The 26,276-nt window shown below is 53.1% G+C and carries 30 protein-coding genes; 16 read left to right on the top strand and 14 right to left on the bottom strand.

The window, feature by feature from the left end; all coding sequences use genetic code 11:
- Positions 1-22: 22 nt before the first annotated feature.
- The 5 genes from ACFOSD_RS01820 (at position 23) to ACFOSD_RS01800 (ending at position 4,181) form a co-directional block, all read left to right on the top strand.
- Positions 23-988, top strand: a complete 966-nt coding sequence (locus ACFOSD_RS01820) for an ABC transporter substrate-binding protein (RefSeq protein WP_380694232.1) — start codon at positions 23-25, stop codon at positions 986-988.
- 22 nt (positions 989-1,010) lie between these two features.
- A complete protein-coding gene (locus ACFOSD_RS01815; RefSeq protein WP_380694233.1) occupies positions 1,011-1,976 on the top strand; it encodes an ABC transporter substrate-binding protein in 966 nt (321 codons plus the stop codon).
- An 807-nt stretch (positions 1,977-2,783) separates the two neighbouring features.
- Positions 2,784-3,629 carry a helix-turn-helix domain-containing protein gene (locus tag ACFOSD_RS01810; RefSeq protein ID WP_380694235.1) on the top strand — a complete coding sequence of 282 codons (846 nt, stop codon included), beginning with the start codon at positions 2,784-2,786 and terminating at the stop codon, positions 3,627-3,629.
- 62 nt (positions 3,630-3,691) lie between these two features.
- A complete protein-coding gene (locus tag ACFOSD_RS01805) occupies positions 3,692-3,799 on the top strand; it encodes a DUF1761 family protein (protein WP_380694237.1) in 108 nt (35 codons plus the stop codon).
- 64 nt (positions 3,800-3,863) lie between these two features.
- Positions 3,864-4,181, top strand: a complete 318-nt coding sequence (locus ACFOSD_RS01800; protein ID WP_380694239.1) for an antibiotic biosynthesis monooxygenase family protein — start codon at positions 3,864-3,866, stop codon at positions 4,179-4,181.
- A 24-nt stretch (positions 4,182-4,205) separates the two neighbouring features.
- Here ACFOSD_RS01800 and ACFOSD_RS01795 read toward each other — a convergent pair whose 3' ends face one another.
- Genes ACFOSD_RS01795 through ACFOSD_RS01785 form a run of 3 tightly spaced genes read right to left on the bottom strand, consistent with a single transcriptional unit; the run spans position 4,206 to position 5,052 of the window.
- The gene (locus tag ACFOSD_RS01795) at positions 4,206-4,601 is read right to left on the bottom strand and encodes a hypothetical protein (protein ID WP_380694242.1); all 396 of its coding nucleotides are present in this window, start codon (positions 4,599-4,601) and stop codon (positions 4,206-4,208) included.
- A gap of 4 nt (positions 4,602-4,605) precedes the next feature.
- Positions 4,606-4,827 (bottom strand): membrane protein insertion efficiency factor YidD, encoded by a 222-nt coding sequence (gene yidD, locus ACFOSD_RS01790; protein WP_380694244.1) that lies wholly within the window; start codon positions 4,825-4,827, stop codon positions 4,606-4,608.
- A 9-nt stretch (positions 4,828-4,836) separates the two neighbouring features.
- Entirely contained in the window at positions 4,837-5,052 is a 216-nt protein-coding gene (locus ACFOSD_RS01785; RefSeq protein WP_380694246.1) for a DUF4177 domain-containing protein, read from the bottom strand.
- Between the two features lie 180 nt (positions 5,053-5,232).
- On the opposite strand from ACFOSD_RS01785, the gene ACFOSD_RS01780 reads away from it, so the two are divergent.
- Together ACFOSD_RS01780 and ACFOSD_RS01775 are read left to right on the top strand one after the other, a co-directional pair.
- Positions 5,233-5,955, top strand: a complete 723-nt coding sequence (locus tag ACFOSD_RS01780) for a helix-turn-helix domain-containing protein (RefSeq protein WP_380694248.1) — start codon at positions 5,233-5,235, stop codon at positions 5,953-5,955.
- 85 nt (positions 5,956-6,040) lie between these two features.
- A complete protein-coding gene (locus tag ACFOSD_RS01775; RefSeq protein WP_380694249.1) occupies positions 6,041-6,763 on the top strand; it encodes a transglutaminase-like domain-containing protein in 723 nt (240 codons plus the stop codon).
- Positions 6,764-6,833: 70 nt separating this feature from the next.
- On the opposite strand, the gene hisF is transcribed toward ACFOSD_RS01775, so the two are convergent.
- The 4 genes from hisF to hisB are packed head-to-tail and all read right to left on the bottom strand — an operon-like array spanning position 6,834 to position 9,623.
- Positions 6,834-7,595, bottom strand: coding sequence for an imidazole glycerol phosphate synthase subunit HisF (gene hisF / locus ACFOSD_RS01770; RefSeq protein WP_380694252.1), 762 nt, complete (start codon positions 7,593-7,595; stop codon positions 6,834-6,836).
- A gap of 3 nt (positions 7,596-7,598) precedes the next feature.
- Positions 7,599-8,336 (bottom strand): 1-(5-phosphoribosyl)-5-[(5-phosphoribosylamino)methylideneamino]imidazole-4-carboxamide isomerase, encoded by a 738-nt coding sequence (gene hisA / locus ACFOSD_RS01765; RefSeq protein ID WP_380694254.1) that lies wholly within the window; start codon positions 8,334-8,336, stop codon positions 7,599-7,601.
- 39 nt (positions 8,337-8,375) lie between these two features.
- Positions 8,376-9,020, bottom strand: a complete 645-nt coding sequence (hisH, locus tag ACFOSD_RS01760; RefSeq protein ID WP_380694256.1) for an imidazole glycerol phosphate synthase subunit HisH — start codon at positions 9,018-9,020, stop codon at positions 8,376-8,378.
- 12 nt (positions 9,021-9,032) lie between these two features.
- On the bottom strand, positions 9,033-9,623 hold the full coding sequence (hisB, locus tag ACFOSD_RS01755; protein WP_380694258.1) for an imidazoleglycerol-phosphate dehydratase HisB: 591 nt from the start codon (positions 9,621-9,623) through the stop codon (positions 9,033-9,035).
- A 157-nt stretch (positions 9,624-9,780) separates the two neighbouring features.
- Here hisB and ACFOSD_RS01750 point away from each other — a divergent pair, with 157 nt between their 5' ends.
- From ACFOSD_RS01750 to ACFOSD_RS01735, 4 genes are all read left to right on the top strand, one after another.
- Positions 9,781-10,212, top strand: a complete 432-nt coding sequence (locus ACFOSD_RS01750; RefSeq protein ID WP_380694260.1) for an acetyl-CoA sensor PanZ family protein — start codon at positions 9,781-9,783, stop codon at positions 10,210-10,212.
- Between the two features lie 195 nt (positions 10,213-10,407).
- Complete coding sequence (gene glnL / locus ACFOSD_RS01745) at positions 10,408-11,505, top strand: nitrogen regulation protein NR(II) (RefSeq protein ID WP_380694262.1); 1,098 nt, start codon at positions 10,408-10,410, stop codon at positions 11,503-11,505.
- A gap of 15 nt (positions 11,506-11,520) precedes the next feature.
- Positions 11,521-12,951 carry a nitrogen regulation protein NR(I) gene (gene ntrC / locus ACFOSD_RS01740; protein ID WP_380694264.1) on the top strand — a complete coding sequence of 477 codons (1,431 nt, stop codon included), beginning with the start codon at positions 11,521-11,523 and terminating at the stop codon, positions 12,949-12,951.
- A gap of 99 nt (positions 12,952-13,050) precedes the next feature.
- The gene (locus ACFOSD_RS01735) at positions 13,051-13,374 is read left to right on the top strand and encodes a hypothetical protein (RefSeq protein ID WP_380694266.1); all 324 of its coding nucleotides are present in this window, start codon (positions 13,051-13,053) and stop codon (positions 13,372-13,374) included.
- A 6-nt stretch (positions 13,375-13,380) separates the two neighbouring features.
- Here the strand turns inward: ACFOSD_RS01735 and ACFOSD_RS01730 are convergent, their stop codons facing one another.
- A complete protein-coding gene (locus ACFOSD_RS01730; protein WP_380694268.1) occupies positions 13,381-14,214 on the bottom strand; it encodes a tetratricopeptide repeat protein in 834 nt (277 codons plus the stop codon).
- Between the two features lie 66 nt (positions 14,215-14,280).
- Between ACFOSD_RS01730 and trmL the strand changes: the two genes are divergently transcribed.
- Positions 14,281-14,745: a tRNA (uridine(34)/cytosine(34)/5-carboxymethylaminomethyluridine(34)-2'-O)-methyltransferase TrmL gene (gene trmL / locus ACFOSD_RS01725; RefSeq protein ID WP_380694270.1), complete on the top strand. Its 465-nt coding sequence runs from the start codon at positions 14,281-14,283 to the stop codon at positions 14,743-14,745.
- Positions 14,746-14,752: 7 nt separating this feature from the next.
- On the opposite strand, the gene ACFOSD_RS01720 is transcribed toward trmL, so the two are convergent.
- The 3 genes from ACFOSD_RS01720 to glnA all read right to left on the bottom strand — a co-directional run bounded on the left by ACFOSD_RS01720 (position 14,753) and on the right by glnA (position 18,666).
- Positions 14,753-15,994 carry an FAD-dependent monooxygenase gene (locus ACFOSD_RS01720; RefSeq protein WP_380694272.1) on the bottom strand — a complete coding sequence of 414 codons (1,242 nt, stop codon included), beginning with the start codon at positions 15,992-15,994 and terminating at the stop codon, positions 14,753-14,755.
- The gene (locus ACFOSD_RS01715) at positions 15,991-17,163 is read right to left on the bottom strand and encodes an FAD-dependent monooxygenase (protein ID WP_380694274.1); all 1,173 of its coding nucleotides are present in this window, start codon (positions 17,161-17,163) and stop codon (positions 15,991-15,993) included. The genes ACFOSD_RS01720 and ACFOSD_RS01715 overlap by 4 nt, the downstream gene beginning before the upstream one ends.
- Before the next feature lie 96 nt (positions 17,164-17,259).
- Positions 17,260-18,666, bottom strand: a complete 1,407-nt coding sequence (gene glnA / locus ACFOSD_RS01710) for a glutamate--ammonia ligase (protein WP_380694276.1) — start codon at positions 18,664-18,666, stop codon at positions 17,260-17,262.
- Positions 18,667-19,127: 461 nt separating this feature from the next.
- On the opposite strand from glnA, the gene thiI reads away from it, so the two are divergent.
- Positions 19,128-20,606, top strand: coding sequence for a tRNA uracil 4-sulfurtransferase ThiI (gene thiI / locus ACFOSD_RS01705; protein WP_380694278.1), 1,479 nt, complete (start codon positions 19,128-19,130; stop codon positions 20,604-20,606).
- On the opposite strand, the gene secB is transcribed toward thiI, so the two are convergent.
- Genes secB through ACFOSD_RS01690 form a run of 3 tightly spaced genes read right to left on the bottom strand, consistent with a single transcriptional unit; the run spans position 20,593 to position 21,759 of the window.
- Positions 20,593-21,042, bottom strand: a complete 450-nt coding sequence (gene secB, locus ACFOSD_RS01700; protein ID WP_380694280.1) for a protein-export chaperone SecB — start codon at positions 21,040-21,042, stop codon at positions 20,593-20,595. The two genes, thiI and secB, sit on opposite strands and share 14 nt — an antisense overlap.
- A gap of 34 nt (positions 21,043-21,076) precedes the next feature.
- Positions 21,077-21,343, bottom strand: a complete 267-nt coding sequence (grxC, locus tag ACFOSD_RS01695) for a glutaredoxin 3 (protein WP_380694282.1) — start codon at positions 21,341-21,343, stop codon at positions 21,077-21,079.
- On the bottom strand, positions 21,343-21,759 hold the full coding sequence (locus ACFOSD_RS01690) for a rhodanese-like domain-containing protein (RefSeq protein ID WP_380694284.1): 417 nt from the start codon (positions 21,757-21,759) through the stop codon (positions 21,343-21,345). Before ACFOSD_RS01690 ends, grxC begins: the two co-directional genes overlap by 1 nt.
- 238 nt (positions 21,760-21,997) lie before the next feature.
- On the opposite strand from ACFOSD_RS01690, the gene gpmI reads away from it, so the two are divergent.
- From gpmI to ACFOSD_RS01675, 3 genes are all read left to right on the top strand, one after another.
- On the top strand, positions 21,998-23,542 hold the full coding sequence (gene gpmI / locus ACFOSD_RS01685) for a 2,3-bisphosphoglycerate-independent phosphoglycerate mutase (RefSeq protein WP_380694286.1): 1,545 nt from the start codon (positions 21,998-22,000) through the stop codon (positions 23,540-23,542).
- Between the two features lie 140 nt (positions 23,543-23,682).
- A complete protein-coding gene (locus tag ACFOSD_RS01680; RefSeq protein WP_380694288.1) occupies positions 23,683-24,867 on the top strand; it encodes a murein hydrolase activator EnvC family protein in 1,185 nt (394 codons plus the stop codon).
- A 109-nt stretch (positions 24,868-24,976) separates the two neighbouring features.
- Complete coding sequence (locus tag ACFOSD_RS01675) at positions 24,977-26,272, top strand: S41 family peptidase (RefSeq protein ID WP_380694290.1); 1,296 nt, start codon at positions 24,977-24,979, stop codon at positions 26,270-26,272.
- Positions 26,273-26,276 lie beyond the last annotated feature (4 nt).

Here is a 26,276-nt window from a genome sequence, read left to right as displayed (position 1 = left end):
AAACATCGGAGTGACGAGCGACATGAAATACGCATTATGGATCACCTTAATGAGCAGCCTGATCTTTGCTACACCGGTTTGGGCGCAAGATTGCACTGAAGGCTACCGGCTGTTTGCTCATGCCGCGGGTGAGGACTGCATACCCGTCAACCCGCAGCGGATTGTGACTCTGCAAGACCAGAATGGTTTATTGCCATTAATGGAATTAGGGGTGCAGCCCATTGCCAGTGCGGGCCACATCAACGGCAATGGTGAGCAGGTTTACCGCCGCATGCAAGGTTATGATACTTCTGGCGTGACGTTCATTGGCACCTATAGAGAGCCCGATTTTGAAGCCGTGGCGGCACAACAACCCGATTTGATCATTGCATCGCCATGGCCTGCCGAAGCCTATGAAATGTATTCCAAGATTGCCCCCACCATCGTCATCGATATGTTCAGCAACGACTTGGAAGTGGCCTTGTATCAGTTTGCTGATGCGGTCAACCGTACCGAGCGTGCACAAAGCCTAGAGGCTGAGTTGCAACAAAAAGTGGCTGAGCTGCGGGCAACCTTGGGTGATCGACTGGACAGCACCACGTTGTCCATCATCGCACCAGAATATCAGGGCGATGGCTTTTATGCCGTAGAACCCACGCAAGCTTTTGGGGCTATTCGTCGGGCGCTTGACCCGGTGATGTCTCCTCCGGAGCGGACCTGGGCCATCGACCGTAATGCAAAAAGTATTGAGTCTTTGGGTGAGCACACGGCCGATGTGATGTTTCTAATCACCTACGATGCCGACCAGAGCGGCAATTCTACCTCGTTCGATGACTTCGTCAGCCGACCCTTGGTGTGTGCCTTGCCCGTGTATCGGGCGGGGCAGTTCTATCCACTGAACGGCGGTGAAATGGTCGGTTCCGCATGGGGCAAGATCATGAATGGCCTAGACCAAATTGCCGAAGTGCTGTTGCAGGACGATCTGAACCGCGACCTTGTTGCTGAATAACGGACACATAATAGGAATAAACATGAAAAAAACATGGCTCATCCTCTCTGCACTCGGCTTTGTAATGCTTTCCTCCCACACCGTAGCACAAGAAATGCGCCGATTTGTCGACGATCTGGGACGCAGTGTCGTTTACCCGGCCACCCCGGAGCGCATCGCTACCTTGCATGATATTGAGTTAACCGTTCCTCTGCTTGAACTCGGGGCTCCGGTTGTGGCCAGCCATGGCCGCCCCGGTGCTGGCGGTGTGGCCATGATCCGGTCTGGCGTGTTATTGACCGGGCAAGACTTTTCCACGAGTGACATCATCAATCTGGGTCATAACCCAATTGACCTCGAAGTTTTGACCCATGCGCGCCCAGATCTGATTATTACCAGCACGTGGCAGCAGGCGGACGTCGACAAACTGTCGGCCATCGCACCGACCATAGTGATCGATACCCGAACCGGCAAGCGGAGTGATTACGAGCTGTACGACCTACTGGCTGACTTAACCGGAAATATGGCAATGCTGGATAGGCTAAAAGCCCGGTATGACGCACAGCTTGCCCAACTGCGCCGCGTGGTAGGAGAAAACCCTCGCATCGTCAGTGCGTTTCATGCGCAGAACGGGAATCTTTCAGTATGGAACCCTTATTCCTCGTTCGGCAAAGTGCTGCGAGACGCGGGCTTTTCTTTTCCCGAGGTGATCGAAAACATCCCAGAGGGTACGTCTGAACAACTGAGTGTTGAGCGCCTGCCCGAACTCGACGCCGACGTTATTTTCGTGAGCTACCGCAGTGATCGAGGAGAGACGCCTGCCGATGCCCACGCCGAGCTTGAAGCGGCCTTTCCAGGATACTGTACCGTGCTTACCGCATGTCAAAATCACCGCCTCGTGGTCATTCCGCGCGAAGAGGGCTGGGCAACATCGTATGTTGGCCTTACGATGATTGCCTACGCAGTGACGACGGTAATGGGCACGCTTGATTTCAGCGCTGGTTACTAAAAAGGTTAAGAAGCGCACTGCGCTGACTGTTATAGTGACTTAGGTGATTAACTTAGCCTTTTTTCATTAGGCACGAGTGGGCAGGGAAGCCTTGAGCAAATCGGGCTTTCCGCCTAGCTTGCAGTGAATTTCAACCACCCCAACGTTATTGGAGGGAGACGATGCAAACAGATAAGAATACCTATTTGATCCTTGCTGCGGCGTGCAGAGGATTGGCAGCGCTTGCGCACGTAGGCTGAATTATTTTTGGCGGTGATTGGTATCGTTTTTTTGGTGCGGGAGAGCAAATGGCGGTAATGTCAGAACAAGGTCACTGGTATCCTGCCGCAGTCACCTCGGTGCTTGTCGTGGTACTTTTTTTGTGGTCATTGTATGGGTTGTCAGGGGCAGGAATTATTCTTCGCCTACCTCTTCTGCGCTTAGGTTTGTGCGTTATTGCGGCGATTTTTGTGCTCCGTGGTGTGGCTTTTGTTGGCATCATGCCGCTATTTCCCGAAAACAGTTTAACGTTTTGGCTTGTAAGCTCGGGCATTTGCTTGGGGGTTGGCGCCCTGTATGGCATAGGTACGTGGCGGTCATGGCCTGAACTCAGTCAGCCGATACCGAGCAAACGCGCAAATCCCCTTACTACGCGGTGATTTTGCGGAAGCCGGACGTACTACTCAATGATGCGTGCTGCGTTTGTCGTACCCGCGCGGCGGTAATTCCCCAAGGCCGTGGTCTATTAGAATGAGCAGTAGTCAGGGCTCGGTGTAGCGTTTTCCTTGGAATTTCAAGAAGCAACTGCTTTCTTGTTTACAGGCCGTCATGACAACGCCTCATAAGAAGATCGACAACATCATGCAATATATGCCACTCCCGATTCCAGATGACCTGTCTTCCGCGGTAGAAAGTATTTTTTACCTCGGTGATTACACTCCGGCACATGAGAAAGAGCGCCTAGTACCGGATGGCCTCATCAGTTTAATTATTGAGCTTGATGATCAGCCGTGTTACGTGACGGAATTGGCTCAACAATCCGTTAAGGTTCACTGCATCGGCTCATGGCTTTCGGGATTTCACGATTCGGCTATGGTGTTTACTACGCCGGCCAATACAAAACTCGTCGCGGTGCGTTTTTATCCAGCCGGTTTGTATGAATTTATTGCTGGCGATGCCGCACCCTTTACAAACCAAGTAGTACCTGGCTGCGCTGTATTCGGGTCGAAAATCACCGCCTTGCGTGAACAGTTATTGCGTGAGCCTAGCCCTGAAAAAATATTGGAAGTCTTTGCTGATTGGCTGACTCATCAACGGTCTAAACGCCAAGACCTCGCTGTGCGGCAGGTTATTGAACAACTGCTTCACAACCCCACGGCCGAAACGTTAAAGCAAGCGCTTGATGCGCAACCCTATTCACACAAACACTTTGTGAAGTTGTTCACCGAACACACGGGCACTACCCCGAAACGTTTGCAGCGCATTCTACGGTTTCAGCAAATTTTTCAAGCGATACAGCGCGCAGATAAGGTGAGCTGGGGAACCATTAGCCATGATTGTGGATATTACGATCAAGCGCATTTCATCAAGGAATTTAAAGCGTTTTCGGGCATTAACCCGAAGGAGTACTTGGCGCTCGATACCGACCGCCAGAACTTTTTCCCCGAGAGGTAAGTTTTTTACAATACGGGCTGATCCGCACCGGAATATGATTAAGAAAACACAGAGCGAGAATTATGGACACCATCAATATCTGGGCGGTATTACTGGCCACGTTGATCAGCTTTGTTATCGGCGGTATCTGGTTCTCGCCCATTGGGTTTGGAAAAGTCTGGATGCGTTGAGGTGCTTCCCTTTTGTAGCGAAGTTGCACTAATCTGCCGGAAACGAATACCTGTGTGAGGTTTCATGTCCGATATCGCAAAAACACCCGAACCACCGTACTACGCGGTGATTTTTACCAACCTCCGTACGGACGGCGACAACGGATATGGTGCAATGGCAGATCGCATGGTGCAACTGGCTGCTGAACAGCCGGGCTTTCTCGGTATTGAGTCGGTACGCGAAGGAATAGGTATTACTGTTTCTTATTGGGAAAGCCTTGAGGCGATTAAACACTGGAAGCGTAATGCAGTCCATTTGGAAGCGCAGAGACTGGGGCATGAACGGTGGTACTCCACGTTCAAGGTCAGAATTGCCAAAGTTGAGCGGGACTATGGTATATAACCAAAAGCCCTTGCGGTTTTGGCGCTAGTGATGAGTGGTTTTACCCGCCAACTTATTCAGTTCTTCGCGGTAAATTTGGTTGTTCCAGAGTTGAATGATGATTTGAGAACGGAATAATTCCCACAATTCTATGACGCTGATGGCGAGTATCAACAGCAGGCCGAGGGCCCATTCACCCATAAGAATCAATACCACGCCGAGCAAGAAACCCACCAAATCAATACAGCCGCGCACCCACCGGCCTAAATAGAAGTGATGGATGCCGGTGATAAAAAACCAATTCAATGCCGCGTAGGTATCCGGGTCGCGCAGGCGTGGCTTAACACCCGCATAAAACAGGGCACGCTGCGGATCGCTTAAGGCACTGACGGCGGCACTGAGTTCGGCTTCGTCTCGCTCTACGCTGGCTTGGTCTAACATGGGGTTACTCCAAGGGGTCAATGCATTTACAGATAGCGGCAGGCTGGTTGCAGCGCCGAATTCTGTGCCAGCCCATTTTCAGGCCTTGCCAAGTGCCATACTTCTCAATGGCCTGATAGGTGTAGGCGGAACAGGTGGGTTCGTAATTACAGTCAATACCAAACCAGTATTGACCTCCACCTTTGCGCTGGTAATACCGGATCAGTGACAGCAGAGCGGTTTTCATCGCCTTGTACTATCGCCCTAAGGTCACGATCATCGCTTCACGCGACCAAAACAACCAAAACCGCTTGTGTTCAATGACTTGAAACACTACCTGCCAGCCTTGTGCGGCGAGTTGATTCAGTTCCACTTCAATCTTTTTCATCGGCAACCCGGAGGCACCCAGCAGTATGGTGCCACAGCCACCTTCAGCGATATGGACGACTTTGTATTCACGGAATGCGCTCATGGTTGTGCTTCCTATACGGTGTTGATTTAATCAAATAGGTTTGTGCTTGGATTTTGTACGCCATGGTTGTTGAGCACAATACTTTGTCGTTCACTCGGCGTATATTTTCTAAACGTTGATCGCTGCACAACGTTTGCTGATCAGGTTGTATTGGAAATGGGAAAACATGAGGCGTTTTAGGTGCTGATTCTGCAACCGGGAGTAATGGCGTTTTACAGTGCTGAACTGCACGCTGGCGAGCACAAGCATTCGGCGGTGCAGGTGGTTTGGCCGGTCGCTGCTGGTGGTTGGCAGTTGGATCAGACGGATGCGTCTCCTTCTGAGCAACCCATGCTCATTGCTTCTGGTGTTCGCCATGAATTGCGGGCTAAGCAGTGTTGGGTCATTTTGCTTGAACGCCATTCTCGTGCGGGTAGGGCGGCTACTAAATTATTGGGTGACCACACGGCTTTCGCTTTGCAGGAGGCGCCACTTGAGCAAGCGATGATTGTTCAGAACCCCGCTCATATGCTTGGCGCTTTGGCTGGGTTGCTAGGGGTGAGTGCGCAGGCCTTTAATCCGCAACCGGACGATGTGCGCTTGCGGCGATTGGTGGCACAGCTGGATCAGTGTTTCGTGCAGGGCTGCGTAAAACCGGAACAATGGCGGGCGGGTGAGATTGCCGCCGACTTGGGGCTGTCTGAAAGTCGCTTCCTGCATCTGTTTCGACAACACATGGAAATTCCTTGGCGGCCGTATTTGTTGTGGCGACGTTTGCTCTGTGCCTGCAATGGGTTGCGCACGGGTAAGTCGGCCACGGCGGCAGCTTTGGATGCGGGGTTTTCTGACAGCGCACATTTGAGCAGAACGTTTCGCGCCTATTTTGGGATGTCGGTTCGTGAAGCATTGACCATGGCGAAATAAAGAGGCGATGTAGCCAGTTTATTCAATTCGAGGTGCGGCCTTAACGCTATTCTGGTGTCACTTTCATGGTCAGTAGGTGGCAACAATGAGCAGCAACAACGCACAATCCATTCATTTATCCGAAACGCCGTTGTTGGATTTCCAACACGCCGCCATGCAGCGGTTGCTTGCTGAGCGGGGTTGGCTTGAGTTAGGTACTTACGACAAGATAGGGGCCATTTACCGCTTCGATCGCGATGAAATTCCCTTTGGTTACAATGCCGACGACAACCTCACCGCCAGCCAGGTGCTACAAGACGGCTATGGGCAGTGCAATACCAAAGGAACAGTCTTGATGGCATTGCTTAGGGCGGCAGGTATTCCGACCCGACTGCATGGATTCACCATTTATAATGCGATGCAAAAAGGGGCAATTCCAAGTTGGATATTTTGGTTGGCGCCGAAACGGATTTTACACAGTTGGGTTGAAGTGTATTACGAAGGCCGGTGGCTCGATATTGAGGGCTATATTATTGATCAACCCTATCTTGCGCAGATACAGAAAACCTTTGCTGATCAATGCGAGGCCTACAGTGGATACGCGATTGCGACCACGTGCTTAAAGAATCCCCAAAATGACTGGCTGGGGGAGAATACCTATATCCAAAAAGAAGGCATTGCTGATGATTTGGGTGTGTATGATCAGCCGGATACGTTTTACGCGCAAAAGGGCACCAATCTGCGTGGGTTGAAACGGGTTTTATACCGCTATGTTGTGCGGCATTTGATCAACAGGAATGTGCAGAAGATTCGGCGGGTGGGCATTTAGCGGGTAACTTGAAATAAGGGCAGGGCGCATGGTGTTGCGCCCTGTTTGCGATTTTTTGCCTTACGGGGCTCTAAAGGCGAACCTCAATCCCCCGGCTGGCCATATGCGCCTTAGCTTGCGGTACGGTAAATTCACCAAAATGGAAAATGCTGGCCGCTAAAACAGCGTCGGCATGGCCTTCCAATACGCCATCAGCTAGGTGGTCGAGGTTGCCCACGCCACCGGAGGCGATTACAGGGATGTTGACGGCATCGGCCACGGCACGGGTTAGTGCTAAGTCAAAGCCGCTCTTTACGCCATCTCTGTCCATACTGGTCAGTAGAATTTCACCTGCGCCATAGTTCTCCATGCGAACCGCCCACTCTACGGCATCAATGCCGGTGGGTTTGCGACCGCCATGGGTGAAAATTTCCCACTTGTCATCGCCCGTTTGCTTGGCATCGATGGCGACCACTATGCACTGTGCACCAAAGCGTTCGGATGCGGCGCGCACAAAGTCGGGGTTCGAAACCGCTGCCGAGTTGATGGACACCTTGTCGGCCCCAGCGTTCAGCATGGCGCGAATGTCCTCGACAGTGCGAATGCCACCACCCACGGTTAACGGAATAAACACCTGCCCGGCAACCGACGATACGGTTTCCAGCATAGTGCCACGCCCTTCATGGGTGGCGGAAATGTCCAATATGGTGATTTCATCTGCGCCTTGCTCGTTGTAGCGCCGCGAGATTTCTACCGGATCGCCAGCGTCACGAATGCCCACAAAATTCACGCCTTTGACCACGCGGCCTTTGTCGACGTCTAAACAGGGGATGATGCGTTTTGCCAAGGCCATGGGTTATTGCCCTTGTTGGTCGAGGTAGGCTTGCGCGTCTCGCAAATCCAGCGTGCCTTCATAAATAGCACGCCCAGTGATAGCGCCGAGAATGCCTTGGTTGGCGGTTTCGGCTAGGCGTTTTACGTCATCCATATTGGTCACGCCACCAGAGGCGATCACCGGAATGCCACCCACACGCGCCAGCTCTAAGGTGGCTTCCCAGTTGACGCCTTGCATCATGCCATCGCGCGCGATGTCGGTGTATACAATGCTGCTGACACCATCTGCTGCAAATTGTGCGGCTAAATCAGTGGCTTTAACAGTAGAAACATCGGCCCAGCCGTCAGTAGCTACGAGGCCGTCTTTGGCATCAATACCCACAATGATGTGGCCGGGGAAGGCTTTGCAGGCTTCGGCGACGAACGCCGGGTCTTGCACGGCCTTGGTGCCGATGATGCAGTAGCTAACGCCAGCGTTTAAATAGAATTCAATGGTGCTGAGATCACGAATGCCGCCGCCAATTTGTACGGGCAGATCGCGGTGTTCATTGGCAATGGCACGTACGATGTCGCCATTCACCGGGGTGCCTGCAAAAGCTCCGTTGAGGTCTACCAAGTGCAGGCGGCGGCAGCCTTGATTGCGCCATTGCGTAGCCATGGCTACGGGGTCGTCACTGAATACCGTGGAATCGTCCATGCGGCCTTGGCGCAGGCGAACACACTGGCCATCTTTGAGGTCTATGGCGGGAATGATCAACATCTGAAGTAAAGCTCCATATAATGGGGTTCGGCGGTAGGCTTAGGCATTGCCCGACCAGCGCGTGAAATTACGTAATAACTGCAAGCCAGCGTCGCTGCTTTTTTCCGGGTGAAATTGCGTCGCGAAGATGTTTTCCCGCGCGATGGCCGCCGCAAATGGGGTCTGGTAGGTACATAGCCCCGCGACTTGGCTCATGGGGTGCGGGTCGGCGTAGAAGCTGTGCACAAAGTAAAAACGGCTTTGATCAGGAATACCATGCCACAACGGGTGGTCAAGGGTGTGTTGTACCTGATTCCAGCCCATGTGTGGCACCTTCATGGTCAGGCCGTGATCATCCACTTGATGATTGGCAAAACGCTTCACCTGGCCGGGAAAAATCCCCAGCGTATCCACTCCGTTGTTTTCGCTACTGTGTTCCAACAACGCTTGCATACCTACGCACACGCCTAGAAACGGGCGGTCGTGACAGATGTCTTTTACCAAATCGGCCACGCCGGTGTCACGCATGGCCTGCATGCAGTCCCGTATAGCACCAACGCCGGGCAGTAACACCCGGTCTGCGGCACGAATGATGTCGGCATCATGCGTGACCAGAACTTTTTGGTCGGGCGCCACACATTCGAGCGCCTTGGCAACGGAATGGAGGTTGCCCATTCCGTAGTCAATAACTGCAATCACAGACATGAAGTTGAGTCCTTAGAGCACGCCTTTGGTGGATGGCATTTGGTCAGCCATACGAGGGTCCATGGTCACAGCCATACGCAGAGCGCGACCGAACGCTTTAAAGACGGTTTCAATTTGGTGGTGACTGTTGAAGCCTTTCAAATTGTCGATATGCAACGTCAGATTGGCGTGGTTCACAAAGCCTTGGAAGAATTCACGGAATAGGTCGACATCAAAGCCACCCACGCTGGCACGGGTGAATGGAATGTCGTAGTGCAAACCGGGGCGACCGGAAAAATCCAAAACCACACGGGATAGTGCTTCATCTAAAGGTACGTAAGCGTGACCATAGCGCTGAATGCCTTTTTTATCGCCGATGGCTTTCGCGACGGCCATGCCTAGCGTGATACCGACATCTTCGGCGCTGTGGTGGTCATCGATATGAGTATCCCCGGTGCAAGTAATGTCCAGATCAATCAAGCCATGGCGTGCAATCTGGTCCAGCATATGGTCCATAAAAGGCATGCCGGAATTGAGTTTGGCGATGCCAGTGCCGTCCAGGTTAATGTTTACCTGAACTTGGGTTTCGGTGGTATTCCGCTCAACGTGGGCGGTACGGGCCATGGTGGAAGACTCCTGATCGTGGTGTGCAGCAATGTGGTAAGAAATTTGCCATACTTAATGGCGTAAAATTATACCTCACTCAAGCGCTGAGACTAAGCCCCGATGCTGCCTAGAGTGATAATTTCTTTGCATCGACCACATAGAAAGGTGCTGAAACATGCCTGTTACGGTAGAGCAGTTAAGTCTTGATAACCCAGAGCACTATGCGGATCTGGTCAAGATCTATTCCGAAAGTCCCGGTTGGATGGTGCGGGATTTGAGCGCAGAAGATTTTATAGCCCAGTATTTGCAACCGTGTGACAGCGTGTGGGGTGGCTGGTTTAATGGCCGCATCTTGGGTGCTGTGGGTGTTAAAACGAGCCCGGATGGCTTGCAGCTTATTGGTCTTGGGGTGCGCAAAACCACCCGGCGACGTGGCGTTGCAGGGCGCATGATGGAATTGGTGTTGGCGGAAATCGACCGTCCTGTTTACATCGATACGCGACAACAACCCACCACCGATGGTCTGTTCGATAAGTTAGGCTTTATTAAAGGCGTGCCCGAAGCGCGTGACAATGCGTCCTGGGTGCGTTGGGTGAAACCGCAATAATATTTCCTCTTTCTTTCTCGAATGCACAATAATGGTGCATAAATATTTTATATCATCTTGTAGTGCACTATATTAGTGCGTATCGTGCAGGGTGGGCCGTGGCTACAGCGGCGCACCTGCACGCCATTCGCGGTTTTATCCGCCCGTTTCATACTGGCCTGAAATTTGCCAATACCTCCCATGGAGGATGTCATTGTGAGCACCGATTTATTTAAGTGGATTGTCGATCATCAAGCGACGGCGATGGTGTTGCTGAACCATGAGCTGCATATTGATTACATGAATTCTTCGGCAGAATCATTGTTTGCGCGTAGCGGCAATCAGGTGCATGGACAGCCATGGAATGCGTTGTTTGAGTCACACGAAGCGCTGGAACAGTTGCTGGTGCGTGTGTTGCATGAGGAAGTACCCACTACCCAACGCTCTGAATTGCTGAACTTGGTGGCGGATGGCAGCAAGATTACCGTAGATATGACCTTAACACCCATTCGTGCAGATCAGCGTCAAGCGGTGTTGGTGGAGTTTTTATCCATGGATCGCATCATCAAAATCAGCCGTGAAGAGGCGTCATTGGCCAAACAAGAGGCCGCAAGGGTGTTGGTGCGCGGTTTGGCCCATGAGGTTAAGAATCCCTTGGGGGGCATTCGAGGTGCAGCGCAGCTCTTGGCTTTGGAGTTGGGTGACCCGGCGTTGGACGAATATACCCAGGTCATCATTGAAGAGGCCGACCGCTTGCGCAATTTGGTTGATCGGATTCTGGGCTCCAATAAGTTACCTCGGTGGCGCCCCACAAATGTGCATGAAGTGACCGAGCGTGTGCTCAGCCTGATGCGGGCGGAAGCGGGCAGTAGTGTTGAGTTTGTGCGTGATTACGATCCCAGCCTACCTGATTTGCAAGGCGATTCTGAACAGCTCATACAGGCTGTATTAAATATTGTGCGCAATGGCATGGAGGCCTTGCAGTCGCAAGGCGATAGCAATACTGAGAAGCGGATGAGCCTGCGAACGCGAGCGTTACGGCAATTCACCATTGGGCAAAAACGGCATCGTTTGGTCATTCGTTTGATGATTGAAGATAACGGCCCAGGTATTGCAGAAGAACTGATGGAAAACATGTTTTATCCCATGGTCAGTGGGCGTGCACAAGGGACAGGGCTGGGTTTATCCATAGCTCAGCAGATTGTGACGCAGCACGGTGGGGTGATTGATTGCGAGAGTGAACCCGGCAGTACCCGCTTCAGTGTCTATTTACCGTTATTGACCGAAGTGGACGCGCGTTGGGAAGCAAAATAAACAGGAGTGGTGCCCATGAGCCAACATGAAACCGTTTGGGTGGTGGACGATGATCGGTCCATTCGCTGGGTTTTAGAAAAAGCGGTGGAAAAAGAAGGTTGGGCTTGTCAGTCGTTCACCGACGGTGAAAGCCTTTTACAGCGCTTACAACGGGATAAGCCGACGGTCATCGTCAGTGACGTGCGTATGGAAGGGATGGATGGTTTGGCGTTAATGCGTGAAATCCATGCGATGCACCCCGATATTCCCGTGATCATTATGACGGCGCATTCGGACCTCGACAGCGCCGTAGCGTCGTTCCAAGGCGGGGCGTTTGAATACCTACCCAAGCCCTTTGACATCACAGAGGCCATTGATCTGGTGAAGCGGGCCATGGAACATGCGCGCGAGCAGCAACAAGAAATTGTTGAGCCCGAGCGGCAGGCGGCGCAAGAAATCATTGGTGAAGCCCCGGCGATGCAGGAGGTCTTTCGGGCCATTGGTCGGTTATCGCATTCTAATATCACGGTGTTGATCAACGGTGAGTCAGGCACCGGGAAGGAGCTGGTCGCCCAAGCCTTGCACCGGCATAGCCCACGCCGTGACAAACCCTTTATTGCCTTGAACATGGCGGCGATTCCGCGTGACCTTATTGAGTCTGAACTGTTCGGGCACGAAAAAGGTGCCTTTACGGGCGCCAGCGGCCAGCGCCCTGGGCGCTTTGAGCAAGCAAACGGCGGTACGTTGTTTTTGGACGAGATTGGTGACATGCCAGCGGAAACCCAAACCCGCCTGTTGCGTGTATTGGCCGACAGCGAATTTTATCGCGTAGGCGGACATACAGCGATTAAGGTGGACGTGCGCATCATTGCCGCGACACACCAAAATCTAGAGGGTTTGGTGCGCGAAGGGCGTTTTCGGGAAGATTTGTTTCACCGCTTAAACGTCATTCGCATTCATATTCCACGGTTGGCAGATCGTCGCGAGGATATTCCCCGTTTGTTGAATTACTTTTTAGGGCGTGCGGCTACGGAATTGGGTGTTGAAGCGAAATTATTGCGCCAGGAAACGGTCGAATTTTTGGCCTCGCTGCCCTGGCCGGGGAACGTCCGCCAACTCGAAAACACCTGTCGCTGGATAACGGTGATGGCCTCCGGGCGTGAAGTGTTTATCAATGACTTGCCGCCGGAGTTGATTGCCGAAGAGCAAGTGCGTGAAACCGGCAGCCATTGGGTGGATAACCTGAAGTTCTGGGCCGACCGTGAATTGACGCAAGGCCATCAAGGTATTTTGGATATGGCGGTGCCCTTGTTTGAGCAGGCGATGATTGATGTGGCGCTCAAACACACGGCGGGACGCCGTCGAGACGCCGCGCAGTTATTGGGCTGGGGGCGTAATACCTTGACGCGTAAAATTAAAGAATTGGGCATGGTCACCGAGGGCGGTGACGATGACGGTGATGACTGAAGCAAAGCGTTCTACCTTGATCGCGTGGCGCGCTGGCCTTGCTGGCGGCGCGTTGGCTGGTCATAATGAACGTCGATTTCCAGCAGCCGAATTGACTCAATGACTGACCCTGTTTTCCCGCTACAACCGACACTTGTTGAGTCTTCCCACCGTGGGGTGACGCTGCATTATCCCGGAAAAAAGTGGTTTGCCAGTATGGACATGGCGGTGCTGCGCACCGTGCGCTTGTTGGAGTGGCGAGAAGGGCTATATTGGCAGCTCGTCAGTGCGGGCAATGAATTGGTGGTGCCTTGTGGTATTCCCGGCGAAAGCGCTATGCGGCGCGAACTCCAGGCCTTACCGGGCTTTCAAATTGATCTTTTCTTCGCCTTCCTCGATGAACGTTCAGACCTGGCGCCACCGCTGACCCTGTGGCAGAAATAGCAACAGTTACATTCCGTGTTCGCGCACAATCAAAGCTACTTGTTCCCGGGCGTACTTTGTCCATTTGTTTTCGCCACGACTGATTTTGATAAAGTGCGTGTATACCTGCCGCGCCTTCTTCCAGTAGTGCAGATGTTGCAACGAATACGCGAGGCCAAAGTACCACTCGGGTAATGGCTTATTGCTATGCAGCAGCGCTTGATAATTTTCAACGGCCTCGGCGTGTTGGTGCATTCTTTGACGGTTGTAGGCCATAAGCCATAACAGCGTTGGTATGCGGGTATACTGCGGATGATGTTTTTCTATGCTTTGAATGCTCTGATCCGGCTTGTTCTGCTCGGCCAGCAACCACGCTTGTAGATAACGTAAGGCGTCGCTGTTCGGAATAATGGTTAGGCCTTGCACGAGCACTTGTTTGGCCTCTTCCATTTCGCCGTGATCAATCAGGCTGAATGCATCTTCGGCCAACTCTCGCTCGGTATCACTGTCCATATCAATATGTTCAAGCGATGGCGACGGCACGGGTACCGGAAACTCCTTGACATGAAAGGTGAGCGTCGCCATCTCTTTGCTGGACAGCCGAGGCAAGGGGACACCCATTTCATCAAGGGTTTCGCCAGCTTTGGCGCGTTGATCCAAAATGTTGCGGGCTATCGGCAAGTGTTGGTGGCTTACAATGGTGGTGACCAGTTGGGCATAACGCAAATACCCTTTCTCCACCAAAATATGACCAACCAGTAAGTCAGGTTCATGTTGTTGCAGTGCGAGGGCTTCGTCCAGCTGAGCCTGTGTGATGAGTCCTTCGTTAACTAAGATGCGGCCGAGCAGTTCTTCCTTCATGGTCACCCTGTTGCCTGAAGTGTCATGCCATGGTATCTACCTTTTCCCCTTTGGAGAAGAATTGGTATGTTTAATTTAGTGTTATTTGAACCAGAAATACCGCCTAACACGGGTAACATCATTCGTTTGGCAGCCAACACCGGCTGCGCTCTTCATTTAATTGAGCCGCTCGGCTTTGCCATGGAAGACAAAGCATTACGCCGCGCCGGCTTGGACTACCATGAGTGGGCGCGGGTAAATCTGCACCCTGATTACGCCACGTTTCTTGCTACGGAGCAACCGGCACGTTTGTGGGCGCTTACCACTAAAGGGCAGGCCTCATTCTTTGACGGGGTGTATCAGGAAGGTGACTATTTTATGTTGGGGCCGGAGTCGCGCGGATTGCCACCCCATGTTTTGGATAGCTTGGCTTTGGAGCACAAACGCCGACTGCCCATGGGACCGCAATCGCGCAGCCTGAATTTATCGAACACTGCTGCGATTGTGGTGTATGAAGTCTGGCGCCAACTCGGCTTCCCTGGTGGGCATTAACAATGCCTTAGCGCGCCGCAGTTTTCACGGCAGTGCGGCGTAAGGGCGCGCAGCGGCCAAACCAGCGCATGCCGTTGTTGCGCAGCCAGTGCACCGCAGGCTGATCGACCGTGAATAGGTGTTGAAAAAACTCCATGCCGGCCATGGTCAATAAGTTGTCGGTCTTGCGCGCCCGTTGATAGGCCCGCAACAACAGAGGCTCTTCCAAGGGAATACGCTGTTCGGCGGCACGCCTAAGTTGTGCGGCCAGTGCTTGAGCGTCCAGTAGTCCAATGTTGGCACCTTGCCCGGCCAGTGGATGAATGCTGTGCGCGGCATCGCCCACCAAGACGGCCCCCGGCATGATGTAATCCGCGGCATGGCGCTGCCGCAAGGGAAAACGCTTGACGGAACTGGCCATGGCTACGTCACCCAATCGATGGCCTAAGCCCTGGGTCAATAGCCTGCCCTGTTGCTCAGGGGCAGCGGACAGGAAGCGTTCGGCTTCATCCGGAACCAATGACCAGACGATGGACGAGGTGTTACTGGGCGGCAGTGGCAAAAAGGCCAGAGGGCCGGTGCGATGAAAGGCTTGTCGCGCGGTACGGTTGTGTGGCTGTTCGTGTGAAACGGTAGCGACTATGGCATGGTGCAAGTAGTCCCATTCCCGAGTCGTAAAGCCTAGCATGCCACGTAACGGTGATTGAGCGCCGTCAGCCATCACTAATAAGCGGGTACTCAATTGGCTGCCATCCTTAAAGCGTACCACCCAATGTCCGTGTTCATTGCGTTGGGCATCAACAGCCGGGCTGCCTAAATGGCGTTGTAATTCCGGCCATGTATTCAAACACTGCCAGAGTGCGGCTTCTACGACACGGTTTTCGACAATGTGGCCTAAATGGCTTAGGTCAGCGTCATGATGGCTCAGATCAAGTATGGCGGTGCCCTCAGCATCCCATACCTGCATTTGGTCGTAGCGACCCAGGCGCTCAGTAGGTATAGGTTCCCACGCTCCCAGTTCGGCCAACCAACGCTCGGTACCGAGAGCCAGTGCACTGACGCGTTGGTCAAAATCGTTGCTGCGGGGTGTTGCTGTGTCTGGTGCCGGTGGCATGGTGTCGTTGGGGAGTCGTGCATCGGCTATACATACCCGCCAGGGTAGGGTGCGCAAACTCAAACACAGTGCCGCACCAATCATACCGCCGCCAACAATAAGAATGTCCGTATCAGCGTGTTGTGTGTTCGCCTGTGCTGAAGGGGTGTGGATCATGTTGGGCTTCCTATGGCCGTGCGGGCAATGAACGATTTGAGTGCCGGTAGGCTATCTAGCCCTGCCAATGCCAGCCCACGGGCATGCGCTATCATGGGGTGATGCAGTGCGAACGCGCTGACCAAACCATGGCAGGCCGCCTCGATCAGGCGCTGGTCAGCACGTATCTGTGCCTGCCACGCCCTTAAATGTGGCAATTGGCCTACGTCCTGGTCATCGTTAAAAGCCTGCGCCAAATGGCTGGCGAGTGCCGTCAAACCACGGAGATGCAGATTAAACCCTTGCCCGGCAACCGGGTGCAAACTGAGCGCGCTATTACCTATCAGCGCCAGCCTGTGTCGCACCGTTTCATGGCTGCGTCGCCATTGCAGTGGGTAATGTTGACGCGCTGATACGGCGCTAACCGCACCTTGGTCAGAACCAAAACAGTCCGTGATGGTGTGTCGCCAGCTTGTATCGTCTTCGTTCAGCCATTCATTCAGTTGCGGTGTGTCCACTGTCCATACGACCGTTTGACGCCGCCCGGACAGCGGCAGCAAGGCACGAGGGCCATCGGCGGCGAAACGCTCGTACGCTCGACCATTTACCGGTTGTTCACGGTCAATATTGAACACAATCGCAGACTGGCCGTAAGCATGGCGAAACTCGCCGATCCCCATCTGACGGGCGAGGCCGGAACGTCCGCCATCCGCCAGGATGACCAGCTTGGCGCGATACGCTTGTTGGTCGGTACAGTGCACTGTGGTGAAGTCGGCGGTCGGACTTAATGCTGTTACACCCGTCGCAAACCGCCAGTGCACGGCACTCTGGCGCGCTTGCTGCCATAGGGCATAGCCTAATTGGCGGTTGTTAATGACCGCGCCAAAGGGGTCATCCTGTTGTAAATGGGTGATGCCCCAATAGCCTTGCTGGCTGACTTCAATGTGGGTCATGTAACCCAAATGGGGTTCCAGAGCAGAACGCACACCCAGTCGATCGAGCAGTGTTAAGCTGGTCTGACTTAGTGCGGTGCCTCGATCGTCAAAACTTGGGCTGGGTGAAGCGTTATCGGGCTGTTCTGCGGTGTCGATCAGTAAGGTTTTGGCTTGCAACGCAGATGGCAATGACAGCACGAAAGCCATGCCGACCATGCCGCCGCCAATGATGATGATGTCGTAGGATGAATTCATCCCATGAGTTTACCGCGTGTGTATCAAACGACAAACCGTTGAACGTAAAAAGGGCATCCGAAGATGCCCTTAAATCAATGACTCCCGCAAAACAAATTACGCAGAGTAGTACATGTCGAATTCGATCGGGTGCGTCGTCATGCGCAGGCGCTCGATGTCCGCTTCTTTCAATTCGATGTACGCATCGATCATATCTTTGGTGAACACGCCACCTTGGGTAAGGAAGTCATGGTCAGCTTTCAAGGCTTCCAGTGCTTCGTCCAAAGAACCGGCCACGGTTGGGATGGCCAATGCTTCTTCGGGTGGCAAGTCGTATAGGTCTTTATCCGCTGCATCGCCAGGGTGAATTTTGTTCTTCACGCCGTCCAAGCCAGCCATCAACAAGGCAGCGAATGCCAGGTAGGGGTTAGCCACTGGGTCAGGGAAGCGGGTTTCAATGCGCTTAGCCTTGGGTGACGCAACGTATGGGATACGGATAGACGCTGAACGGTTACGGGCTGAATAGGCCAACATAACAGGTGCTTCAAAACCGGGAACCAAACGCTTGTAAGAGTTGGTGGCCGGGTTAGTGAAGGCGTTTAGAGCTTTCGCGTGCTTGATGATACCGCCGATGTAAAACAAGGCAGTTTCAGACAGGCCAGCGTACAGATCACCAGCGAACTGGTTCACGCCGTCTTTCCAGAATGACTGGTGAACGTGCATACCAGAACCGTTGTCACCTACGATAGGCTTAGGCATGAACGTGGCTGTTTTACCATAAGCGTGTGCAACGTTGTGTACGCAGTACTTCAGAACCTGTACTTCGTCAGCTTTCTTCACCAAGGTGTTGAACTTCACACCAATCTCACACTGGCCGGCGTTCGCCACTTCGTGGTGGTGAACTTCAACGTCCAAGCCCATGGCTTCCATCGCGTCGCACATGGCAGAACGGATGTCGTGCAGGCTGTCGATCGGAGGAACAGGGAAGTAACCACCTTTCACGCGCGGACGGTGGCCCAAATTGCCGCCTTCAAACTGGTCGTTGGTTGACCATGCTGCTTCTTCGGACTTGATTTTGTAGGAGCAGCCGGACATGTTGATGTCCCAAGTTACGCCGTCAAAGATAAAGAATTCTGGCTCAGGACCAAAGAACGCTACATCACCCAAGCCAGTGCTGTTCAAGTACGCTTCAGCGCGCTTGGCAACAGACCGTGGGTCACGCTCGTAGCCTTGCATGGTTGAGGGTTCAACGATGTCGCAACGTACGATAACGGTTGCATCTTCGGTGAACGGGTCCATGATGGATGCGGAGTCGTCAGGCATCAGGATCATGTCGGATTCGTTAATGCCTTTCCAACCAGAAATAGATGAGCCATCAAACATTTGGCCGTTTTCAAAGAAATCTTCATCTACATAACGAGCAGGAATCGTAACGTGCTGCTCTTTACCTTTAGTATCTGTGAAGCGCAGGTCAACCCATTTGGCTTCATTGTCTTTGATCAGCTTCAGAGTATTCTCTGACATAACTAACTCTCCGAGGTTGCGACCCGTAATAGGTCTGACGATGGTGTGTGCACCCGGCTGAACCAATGTCCATCGACCGGCGATACGTTTTCAGTTTTCGTTAATGGCCCATGTACCCAAGCAGCTGTGCGCGATGCTTTTGCTAGAGCACTTTTACTGGGTAATTAGCAAAGCGCGTGCCAGATGCATGGTTGCCGTATTTTGGGGCTTGCCGAGCGATGCTGGTGCGTTTCATGCAAAAACGTGCACCAAAACAGTACATTACTGCACCATAAAAGTGCTTTTGCTGAGATGGTGCGTGCTGTCGGTGCATGATCTTCGCACAATGGTGGCCTAAAGGCCATGCGGTTGAGTCGGGTTCATGAGCCTGTGGGTAGCGTAATGCCGCAGGGTGATGCATTCTGTCCGACGTCTCGATTTTTTGCTATAATCCGCCGCGTTTTTTTCCGTCTGAGCCCGTCATGAAGTTCGTTGTTAAATTGTTTCCCGAAATCATTGTAAAGTCGCGTTCGGTGCGCATTCATCAATTGAAGCGTCTGAAGTCGAACATTCGCCTTCTACTCAGGGAAATTTGGCCTGCGGTAAGAGTGGGTGGGAATTGGGATATTCTTGAGGTGGATGCTGGGTCGGAGTGCACGCCGTCGGTCGCTGCGGCGATGAGCGATGCACTGACGCGCATCCCCGGTATTGATAATTTCACCGAAGCCTTGGAGTTTCCGCTGGGCGATTTCGACACCATTGCCGCACAAACTTGTGCCGCTGTGGGAGCGGATTTGGCGGGAAAATCCTTTTGCGTGCGTGTTAAGCGTAGTGGTAATCATGATTTTCGTTCCGTAGATCTCGAACGTTTTGTTGGTGGTGCGTTGTTGCAAACAGTGCCTGGCAGTCGTGTCGACTTGCATCGCCCAGAACAGTTGGTGACGCTGGAGGTGCGACATGATCGACTGTTCATTGTGAGTAATCGCCGGGCAGGCATGGGGGGGTATCCCTTGGGTACGCAAGACTCGGTCGCAACGTTGATTTCAGGAGGCTACGACTCTTCGGTCGCGGCTTGGCAAATGATGCGCCGGGGGGTGTGTTCACACTTTATTTTCTTCAACTTGGGTGGGGCCGACCATGAGAGGGGCGTAAAGGAAATTGCCTACCATCTTTGGCACCGTTTTGGTGCATCGCACGGCGTAACCTTTGTTGCCGTACCCTTCGAGGCGGTGGTTGAGGAAATATTAACCAAGGTGGACGACAGTCACATGGGGGTGGTATTAAAGCGCCAAATGTTACGCGCGGCGGATCGCATAGCGGCGCAGTTGAACACCACTGCGTTGGTGACCGGCGAGGCCATCGCGCAGGTATCGAGCCAGACGCTCGCTAATCTGCAAGTCATCGACTCGTGTGTGCAACGCATGGTGTTGCGTCCGTTAATTACCATGGACAAGCAAAGCATTATTGATCAGGCGCGGAGCATTGGCGTGGCGAGTTTTTCGGACGTAATGCCGGAGTTCTGTGGTGTGATCAGCCGCAAGCCTACCACCAAAGCACGCCCTCATGTGGTGGCTATGCAAGAAGAGAATCTTGATCCGGATCTGCTGTGGCAAGCGACCTTGAATGCGCAATATACACCGATCGCGGCTTTGGCGGAGGAGGTGAGCGTCGATCGTGCCTTACGACTGCCGGATGGCGATCCAGCGAACAAAGGTGCGATTATCCTGGACGTCCGGCACCCGAGCGAGCAAGACTTGCAGACCCTGGAAGCGCCAGGTTTTAACGTGATGAGCATGCCTTTTTATCGTGTGCAGACCGACTTCCCGGCGCTGGATCAGAGCAAAGAATACTGGCTGTATTGCCCGAAAGGGGTGATGAGCCAGTTGCAAGGTTTGCAGTTGCGGGATGCGGGGTTTGCCAATGTTAAGGCTTGCCCCGCGTCAGTAGTTAGTGCGCAGTAGTCGCTTCCGCATTCTTCTGTTGATTCTGCTGGTACAGCACATCAAAGTTGACCGGTGCCAGCATAACCGCCGGGAAGCTACCCTTTACCACCATGCCATCAATCGCTTCACGTGCGTATGGGAACAGTACGCTGGGAATGTATGCACCCAGCATCTGGTTTTGTTGTTCGGTTTCAAAGCCTGCCACCGTTACAATCGCGGCTTGTTCGATCTCTGCTAGAAAGGCAACTTTTTCTTCCAAGTTCGCGGTTACCGTTAAGCGTAAAACCACTTCAAAGGCATCGTCACCCAGCGGTTTGGCTTTGGTGTTGAGGTCGATCTTCATTTTCGGCTGCCATTGCGTGCGGAACACATCGGGTGAGTTCGGCGCTTCAAACGAGCTGTTTTTGATGTAGATACGTTGGATACCAAAGCGGGTTTGTGGAGCTTCTGACATAACGGGTTCTCTTAGACTGAGCAAAATTTGAAGGTTAGTGCGCGGGGGGATGCAGAAGGGCATCCAGCGCGTGTTGTCGTTCTAGGGCGTAGAGTTCATCGCAGCCGCCGATGTGTTGTTCGCCGATCCAGATTTGCGGCACGGTATGCCGTCCGGAGCGGGCCATCATCTCCGCTCGCTTCTCAGCGTCCCCATCTACGGCGATCTCGGTGAAGTTTACATTCTTTTGCGTCAATAGCATTTTCGCCCGCACACAAAACGGGCAAAAACGCGTGGTGTACAGGGTGACTGGAGCAGTCATTAGGATTTCACCAAAGGCATCCGGCTGCTTTGCCATTCCAGCAGCCCGCCTTTCATCCGGTAAACTTCACTAAAGCCAGCCTTGCGCAATTCGGCACCGGCTGAGTTCGCTGTTGTGCCTGTTTGGCATACCACGATGATTGGCTTCGTTTTGTATTTTTCCAGCTCGGTTAAGCGGCTTTTTATCGCCGTCGCTGGAATGTTAATAGCGTTTGGAATGTGCCCTTTGCGGAAGTCATCATCTTTGCGGATGTCGATAACCACCGCATCCTTACTGTTCACCATGTTGGTGGTTTCTTGCGGCGAAAGACCCTTACCGCCACGCGACGACTCGGAGAGAATCAGCAAGAAAAAGAAGGCCAACCAAGCACTGGCTAACATCCAATATTCAGAAATAAACGCGAAAAATTGCATCATACAGAAGGAGTCCGCTTCAACGATGGGAAAAAGTGGAGGCGAGTATACCTGAGAAGAACCGGAGCATCATCCCTTCTGCACGATGAAACGTTGATGACTCGCTACGGGGTAAGAATGTGAGTACAATTACGCCCACAGGTCCAGACCTGATGCAGATAACAGCAATAATAAACAAGGCGACTACCAAGCCAGCGTTCTGGGCATTTAACAGCAGAGTCAAAACAGTACAGAGGACACTATGTCGACCAAAAAAACCGTAGCCTTGTTTATTCTCGATGGTTTCGGCTACAGCGAAACGTCAGCCTCAAACGCCATTGAAGCAGCCAATACCCCAACGTGGGATCATTTATGGAATACCTACCCCAAGACCACCATTAAGACATCCGGAATGGCAGTGGGTTTGCCCGAGGGGCAGATGGGGAACTCCGAAGTGGGGCACATGAACCTCGGTGCCGGACGTATCGTGTATCAGAACTTTACCCGTATTACCAAAGACATTGATGACGGCCTGTTTTTCCAAAACACTGCCTTGGTTGGGGCCGTTGAAGCTGCCAGGGCGGCAGGTGGTGCCGTGCATATTTTGGGCTTGGCTTCGCCTGGCGGCGTGCACAGTCACGATGATCATTTAATCGCCATGATGGAATTGGCGGCAAAGCATGGCGTGCCGGTTAATGTGCATGCGTTCCTGGATGGTCGTGATACCCCACCACGCAGCGCGGAAGCAACTTTGGCACGTTTGCAAGCGCGGGCTGATGAATTGGGTGTGCGTGGTGTGGTGTCGCTGATTGGCCGTTACTACGCTATGGACCGGGATAATCGCTGGGAGCGGGTACAAAAAGCCTATGACTTGCTGACCCAAGGCACGGCAGATATCACCGCTGAAACGCCTGTGGCCGGACTACACGCAGCCTATGCACAAGATAAAGATGACGAATTTTGTCCCCCAACGGCCATTGTGCCAGCGGGTGCACAACCGGCGGTGATTAAAGACGGCGATGCCGTGGTGTTTATGAACTTCCGGCCCGATCGGGCGCGCGAATTAACCAATGCTTTTGTGCAGGGCGATTTAACCGACATGGTGCGCACCGTGCGCCCGGCATTGTCGCGTTTCGTTACCCTCACAGAGTACGCGTCTGACATTCCTGCGGTGGTGGCATATCCACCTACGGCATTAACCAATACTCTGGGTGAGTATGTGTCCGCTTTGGGTAAAACCCAGTTGCGCATTGCCGAAACCGAAAAATATGCACACGTTACGTTTTTCTTCAGCGGCGGTGAGGAAAAAGAATATGCCGGCGAAGACCGCATCCTCGTGCCTTCGCCGGATGTAGCCACTTATGACCTCAAGCCGGAAATGAGCGCGCCCGAAGTGACTGCCAAGCTGGTCGAGGCAATCAAGTCTGGTAAGTACGACTTGATCGTTTGTAACTACGCAAACGGTGACATGGTTGGGCATACGGGCAAATTCGACGCGGCCGTGAAAGCCGTTGAAGCTTTGGATGTAAGCTTGAAGGCCGTGACCGAAGCCCTGCTGGAAGTGGACGGCGAATGTTTGATCACCGCCGATCACGGCAACGTGGAGCTGATGGTTGATCCGGAAACGGGTGGAGCGGTGACGTCGCACACCATTTTCCCTGTGCCTCTGGTCTACGTGAGTAATCGGGCTGCAGGCAAACAGCTTAAAGAAGGTGGCTTGAGTGATATAGCCCCAACACTGTTAACCTTAATGGGCGATACTATTCCGAGCGAAATGACCGGGCAAAACCTGATCGTCAGCGCATAAGTTTCTGTCCAAAAAGGGCTGCCCCGGCAACGGTGGCGGCCCTTTGCTTTAAACATCCATGCCATACGCACGACAAACCTCGCTTTTGCTGTAGAATGCCCGATGATGTTTTTTCCTCCGTTGCAAAAGTGAGAGCTGCTTTGTTGCGTTTGTTTCTCAACCACTTCAATTCCTATGCTGGTCGATACCTAGGTTCTGCTCGCCTGTGCGTTGTGGGTATCCTTTGGACGTTGTTGAGCCTGAATGCGTCGGCACAGCAGCCCAATGCCAACGACGTTGAGCGGCTGAAGCGTGAAATTTCCGAACTGCAAAGTCGTTTGGCCAACACCCGGCAGGAACGCAGCCGGATGGAACAATTGCTCGAAGAAACCGAGCGCAACATGCTGGCGGCGCAAGCAAGGCTGCAAGACGTGCAGGCCAGGTTGGCGACAACACGCACCGAGCTTGACCAATTACGCACTCGTCAGGGGAGGTTAGAGGACCAGCAGCGTGAGCAAGCGGGACGTCTTGAAGGGCTGTTGGTCAGTGTCTATAAAAGTGGTCAACAAACCCCGTTGAAAGCGTTGTTGGCACCCGAATCGTTGGCGCAAGGCCAGCGTATGATGACTTTTTACCAATACTTTAACGCTGCGCAACTGGCTGAATTGCAGGAGTATGAGCAGACTCTACTGGCATTGCGTGAAGTTGAAACCAATATTCAGGCCAGACAGCAAGATCTGGAAGCGCAAAATCAGCAGGTGGTTGCGGAAAACAATCAATTGTTGGCCAGTCGTAATCAGCGACAGCAGGTCCTGGCGCGGCTGGCGCAAGAAGCGACTTCGCAGGCCGAGCAACTCGCCAAAAAGGAAGCTGAGCGATTGCAATTGGAAGCCCTACTACGGGAAGTTGAAGCCGCTATAGAAGACATAGCGTTCGGCGATGACGAACAGCCCTTCGCCGAACGGCGCGGGCAAATGGCGTTGCCGGTGGAGGGAAACATCCGAATCCGGTATCGTGAACGTAACCCCAGTACCGGCGTGGTATATGATGGATTGTTTATCGCTACCCAAGCCGGGGCGCCGGTACGAGCGGTTCACTATGGTCGTGTGGTGTTTGCCGACTGGCTTCGGGGATACGGGCTCTTGGTCATAATTGATCATGGTCAGGGCTATTTAAGCCTATACGGGCGTAACGAGTCATTGAATAGCGCCGTGGGCGACTGGGTGCGCGCCGGACAAACCATCGCCCAAGTGGGTGATTCAGGTGGCTTTGAAGAGCCCGGATTGTATTTTGAGATACGCCACAACGGAGCGACAACAAACCCGCAGCAATGGGTGCGTCGTTGATGGTCGGTATAAATTTTCATTGAACACTCGGAAGCACGCAGGTGCTGCCGCTATACTTTTATTGAGTTGATGGCGATTCGTGTCGTCAGCATTGGGAAGGGGTAACACCATGACGTTTAAGAAAGGGCCTGCTGTCGGCTATTTGGTCACCTTGGTAATGGGCTTTGCACTGGCGTTCAGTGCGAGCGTATTGGCCGACCGTCACAACTCCGAAAACAGAGGTCTGCCGGTCGATGAGATGCGTATGCTGGCCGAGGTCATTGATCGCATTAAGACGGCCTATGTGGAAGAAGTGGATGACCGGGAGTTGATTGAGAATGCCATCAAGGGCATGTTGACCGGCCTTGATCCGCATTCCGATTTCCTGCCGCCGGAAGCCTTCGCTGATTTACAGGAATCGACGACCGGCCAGTTTGGTGGTTTGGGTATTGAGGTCACCATGGAAGATGGATTTGTCCGCGTTGTCTCACCGATAGACGACACCCCGGCATTTCGGGCGGGCATTCAAGCCGGTGACTTGATCACCAAGCTGGATGACACCCCGGTGCAGGGCTTGTCCTTGAGCGAAGCCGTAGAGCTGATGCGCGGTGAACCTGGCAGTTCCATCACCCTCACCGTAGTACGCGAAGGGCAAGCTAACCCCTTTGAACTGACCATCGAACGTGCGGTGATCCGTGTCACGTCGGTGCGCAGTCGTATGCTGGAACCTGGCTTTGCCAGCGTTCGTATTTCGTCGTTCCAACAAAATACGGCGGCGGACGTGGTGCGCGAAATCAACCGCTTGCGCGAAGAAGCCAACGGTGAGCTGCGCGGTCTGGTATTGGATTTGCGTAATAATCCTGGCGGGTTGTTAAGTGCTTCGGTTGATGTGTCTGATATCTTCTTGTCAGATAAATTGGTGGTGTACACTGAAAGCCGCATTCCGAACAACTCGTTCCGTTATCAGTCGCGTCGGCAAACCCTGCTGCCAGACTTGAACCTGGTGGTATTGATCAATGGCGGTTCGGCCTCGGCGAGCGAAATTGTTGCCGGTGCATTGCAGGACCACAAGCGTGCGGTGATCATGGGAACGCAGAGTTTTGGTAAAGGTTCGGTGCAAACCATCATGCCGTTGAGCCAGGATAGCACGGCACTGAAGCTGACCACGGCGCGTTATTTTACGCCATCGGGTACGTCTATTCAGGGGACGGGCATAACCCCAGATATTCTGGTGGATCAAGGGTCTTTTACCGCGCAAGAAGTGCGTCTGAGCCGCGAGGCGGATTTGCAAGGGGCGTTGCAGAATGGCCAAGCCGCCGCCGATGACGCCGTGGACAATGCGGATGATGGTCGGTTGCGTGATCAGGATTATCAGATGTACGAAGCGTTGAATATGCTGAAGGGTCTGGCCATTCTGAAACCTTAGTGCT

Origin of the sequence: Salinispirillum marinum, assembly GCF_042650105.1 — a bacterium.
Classification (GTDB): Bacteria; Pseudomonadota; Gammaproteobacteria; order Pseudomonadales; family Natronospirillaceae; genus Salinispirillum; species Salinispirillum marinum.
This window is presented reverse-complemented; position numbering and strand designations above follow the sequence as displayed.

Coding starts and splice junctions, on each gene's coding strand:
- ACFOSD_RS01820 (WP_380694232.1), top strand. CDS start 23: ATGAAATACGCATTATGGATCACCTTAATGAGCAGCCTGATCTTTGCT.
- ACFOSD_RS01815 (WP_380694233.1), top strand. CDS start 1,011: ATGAAAAAAACATGGCTCATCCTCTCTGCACTCGGCTTTGTAATGCTT.
- ACFOSD_RS01810 (WP_380694235.1), top strand. CDS start 2,784: ATGACAACGCCTCATAAGAAGATCGACAACATCATGCAATATATGCCA.
- ACFOSD_RS01805 (WP_380694237.1), top strand. CDS start 3,692: ATGGACACCATCAATATCTGGGCGGTATTACTGGCCACGTTGATCAGC.
- ACFOSD_RS01800 (WP_380694239.1), top strand. CDS start 3,864: ATGTCCGATATCGCAAAAACACCCGAACCACCGTACTACGCGGTGATT.
- ACFOSD_RS01795 (WP_380694242.1), bottom strand. CDS start 4,601: ATGTTAGACCAAGCCAGCGTAGAGCGAGACGAAGCCGAACTCAGTGCC.
- yidD (WP_380694244.1), bottom strand. CDS start 4,827: ATGAAAACCGCTCTGCTGTCACTGATCCGGTATTACCAGCGCAAAGGT.
- ACFOSD_RS01785 (WP_380694246.1), bottom strand. CDS start 5,052: ATGAGCGCATTCCGTGAATACAAAGTCGTCCATATCGCTGAAGGTGGC.
- ACFOSD_RS01775 (WP_380694249.1), top strand. CDS start 6,041: ATGAGCAGCAACAACGCACAATCCATTCATTTATCCGAAACGCCGTTG.
- hisF (WP_380694252.1), bottom strand. CDS start 7,595: ATGGCCTTGGCAAAACGCATCATCCCCTGTTTAGACGTCGACAAAGGC.
- hisA (WP_380694254.1), bottom strand. CDS start 8,336: ATGTTGATCATTCCCGCCATAGACCTCAAAGATGGCCAGTGTGTTCGC.
- hisH (WP_380694256.1), bottom strand. CDS start 9,020: ATGTCTGTGATTGCAGTTATTGACTACGGAATGGGCAACCTCCATTCC.
- hisB (WP_380694258.1), bottom strand. CDS start 9,623: ATGGCCCGTACCGCCCACGTTGAGCGGAATACCACCGAAACCCAAGTT.
- ACFOSD_RS01750 (WP_380694260.1), top strand. CDS start 9,781: ATGCCTGTTACGGTAGAGCAGTTAAGTCTTGATAACCCAGAGCACTAT.
- ntrC (WP_380694264.1), top strand. CDS start 11,521: ATGAGCCAACATGAAACCGTTTGGGTGGTGGACGATGATCGGTCCATT.
- ACFOSD_RS01735 (WP_380694266.1), top strand. CDS start 13,051: ATGACTGACCCTGTTTTCCCGCTACAACCGACACTTGTTGAGTCTTCC.
- ACFOSD_RS01730 (WP_380694268.1), bottom strand. CDS start 14,214: ATGAAGGAAGAACTGCTCGGCCGCATCTTAGTTAACGAAGGACTCATC.
- trmL (WP_380694270.1), top strand. CDS start 14,281: ATGTTTAATTTAGTGTTATTTGAACCAGAAATACCGCCTAACACGGGT.
- ACFOSD_RS01720 (WP_380694272.1), bottom strand. CDS start 15,994: ATGATCCACACCCCTTCAGCACAGGCGAACACACAACACGCTGATACG.
- ACFOSD_RS01715 (WP_380694274.1), bottom strand. CDS start 17,163: ATGAATTCATCCTACGACATCATCATCATTGGCGGCGGCATGGTCGGC.
- glnA (WP_380694276.1), bottom strand. CDS start 18,666: ATGTCAGAGAATACTCTGAAGCTGATCAAAGACAATGAAGCCAAATGG.
- thiI (WP_380694278.1), top strand. CDS start 19,128: ATGAAGTTCGTTGTTAAATTGTTTCCCGAAATCATTGTAAAGTCGCGT.
- secB (WP_380694280.1), bottom strand. CDS start 21,042: ATGTCAGAAGCTCCACAAACCCGCTTTGGTATCCAACGTATCTACATC.
- grxC (WP_380694282.1), bottom strand. CDS start 21,343: ATGACTGCTCCAGTCACCCTGTACACCACGCGTTTTTGCCCGTTTTGT.
- ACFOSD_RS01690 (WP_380694284.1), bottom strand. CDS start 21,759: ATGATGCAATTTTTCGCGTTTATTTCTGAATATTGGATGTTAGCCAGT.
- gpmI (WP_380694286.1), top strand. CDS start 21,998: ATGTCGACCAAAAAAACCGTAGCCTTGTTTATTCTCGATGGTTTCGGC.
- ACFOSD_RS01675 (WP_380694290.1), top strand. CDS start 24,977: ATGACGTTTAAGAAAGGGCCTGCTGTCGGCTATTTGGTCACCTTGGTA.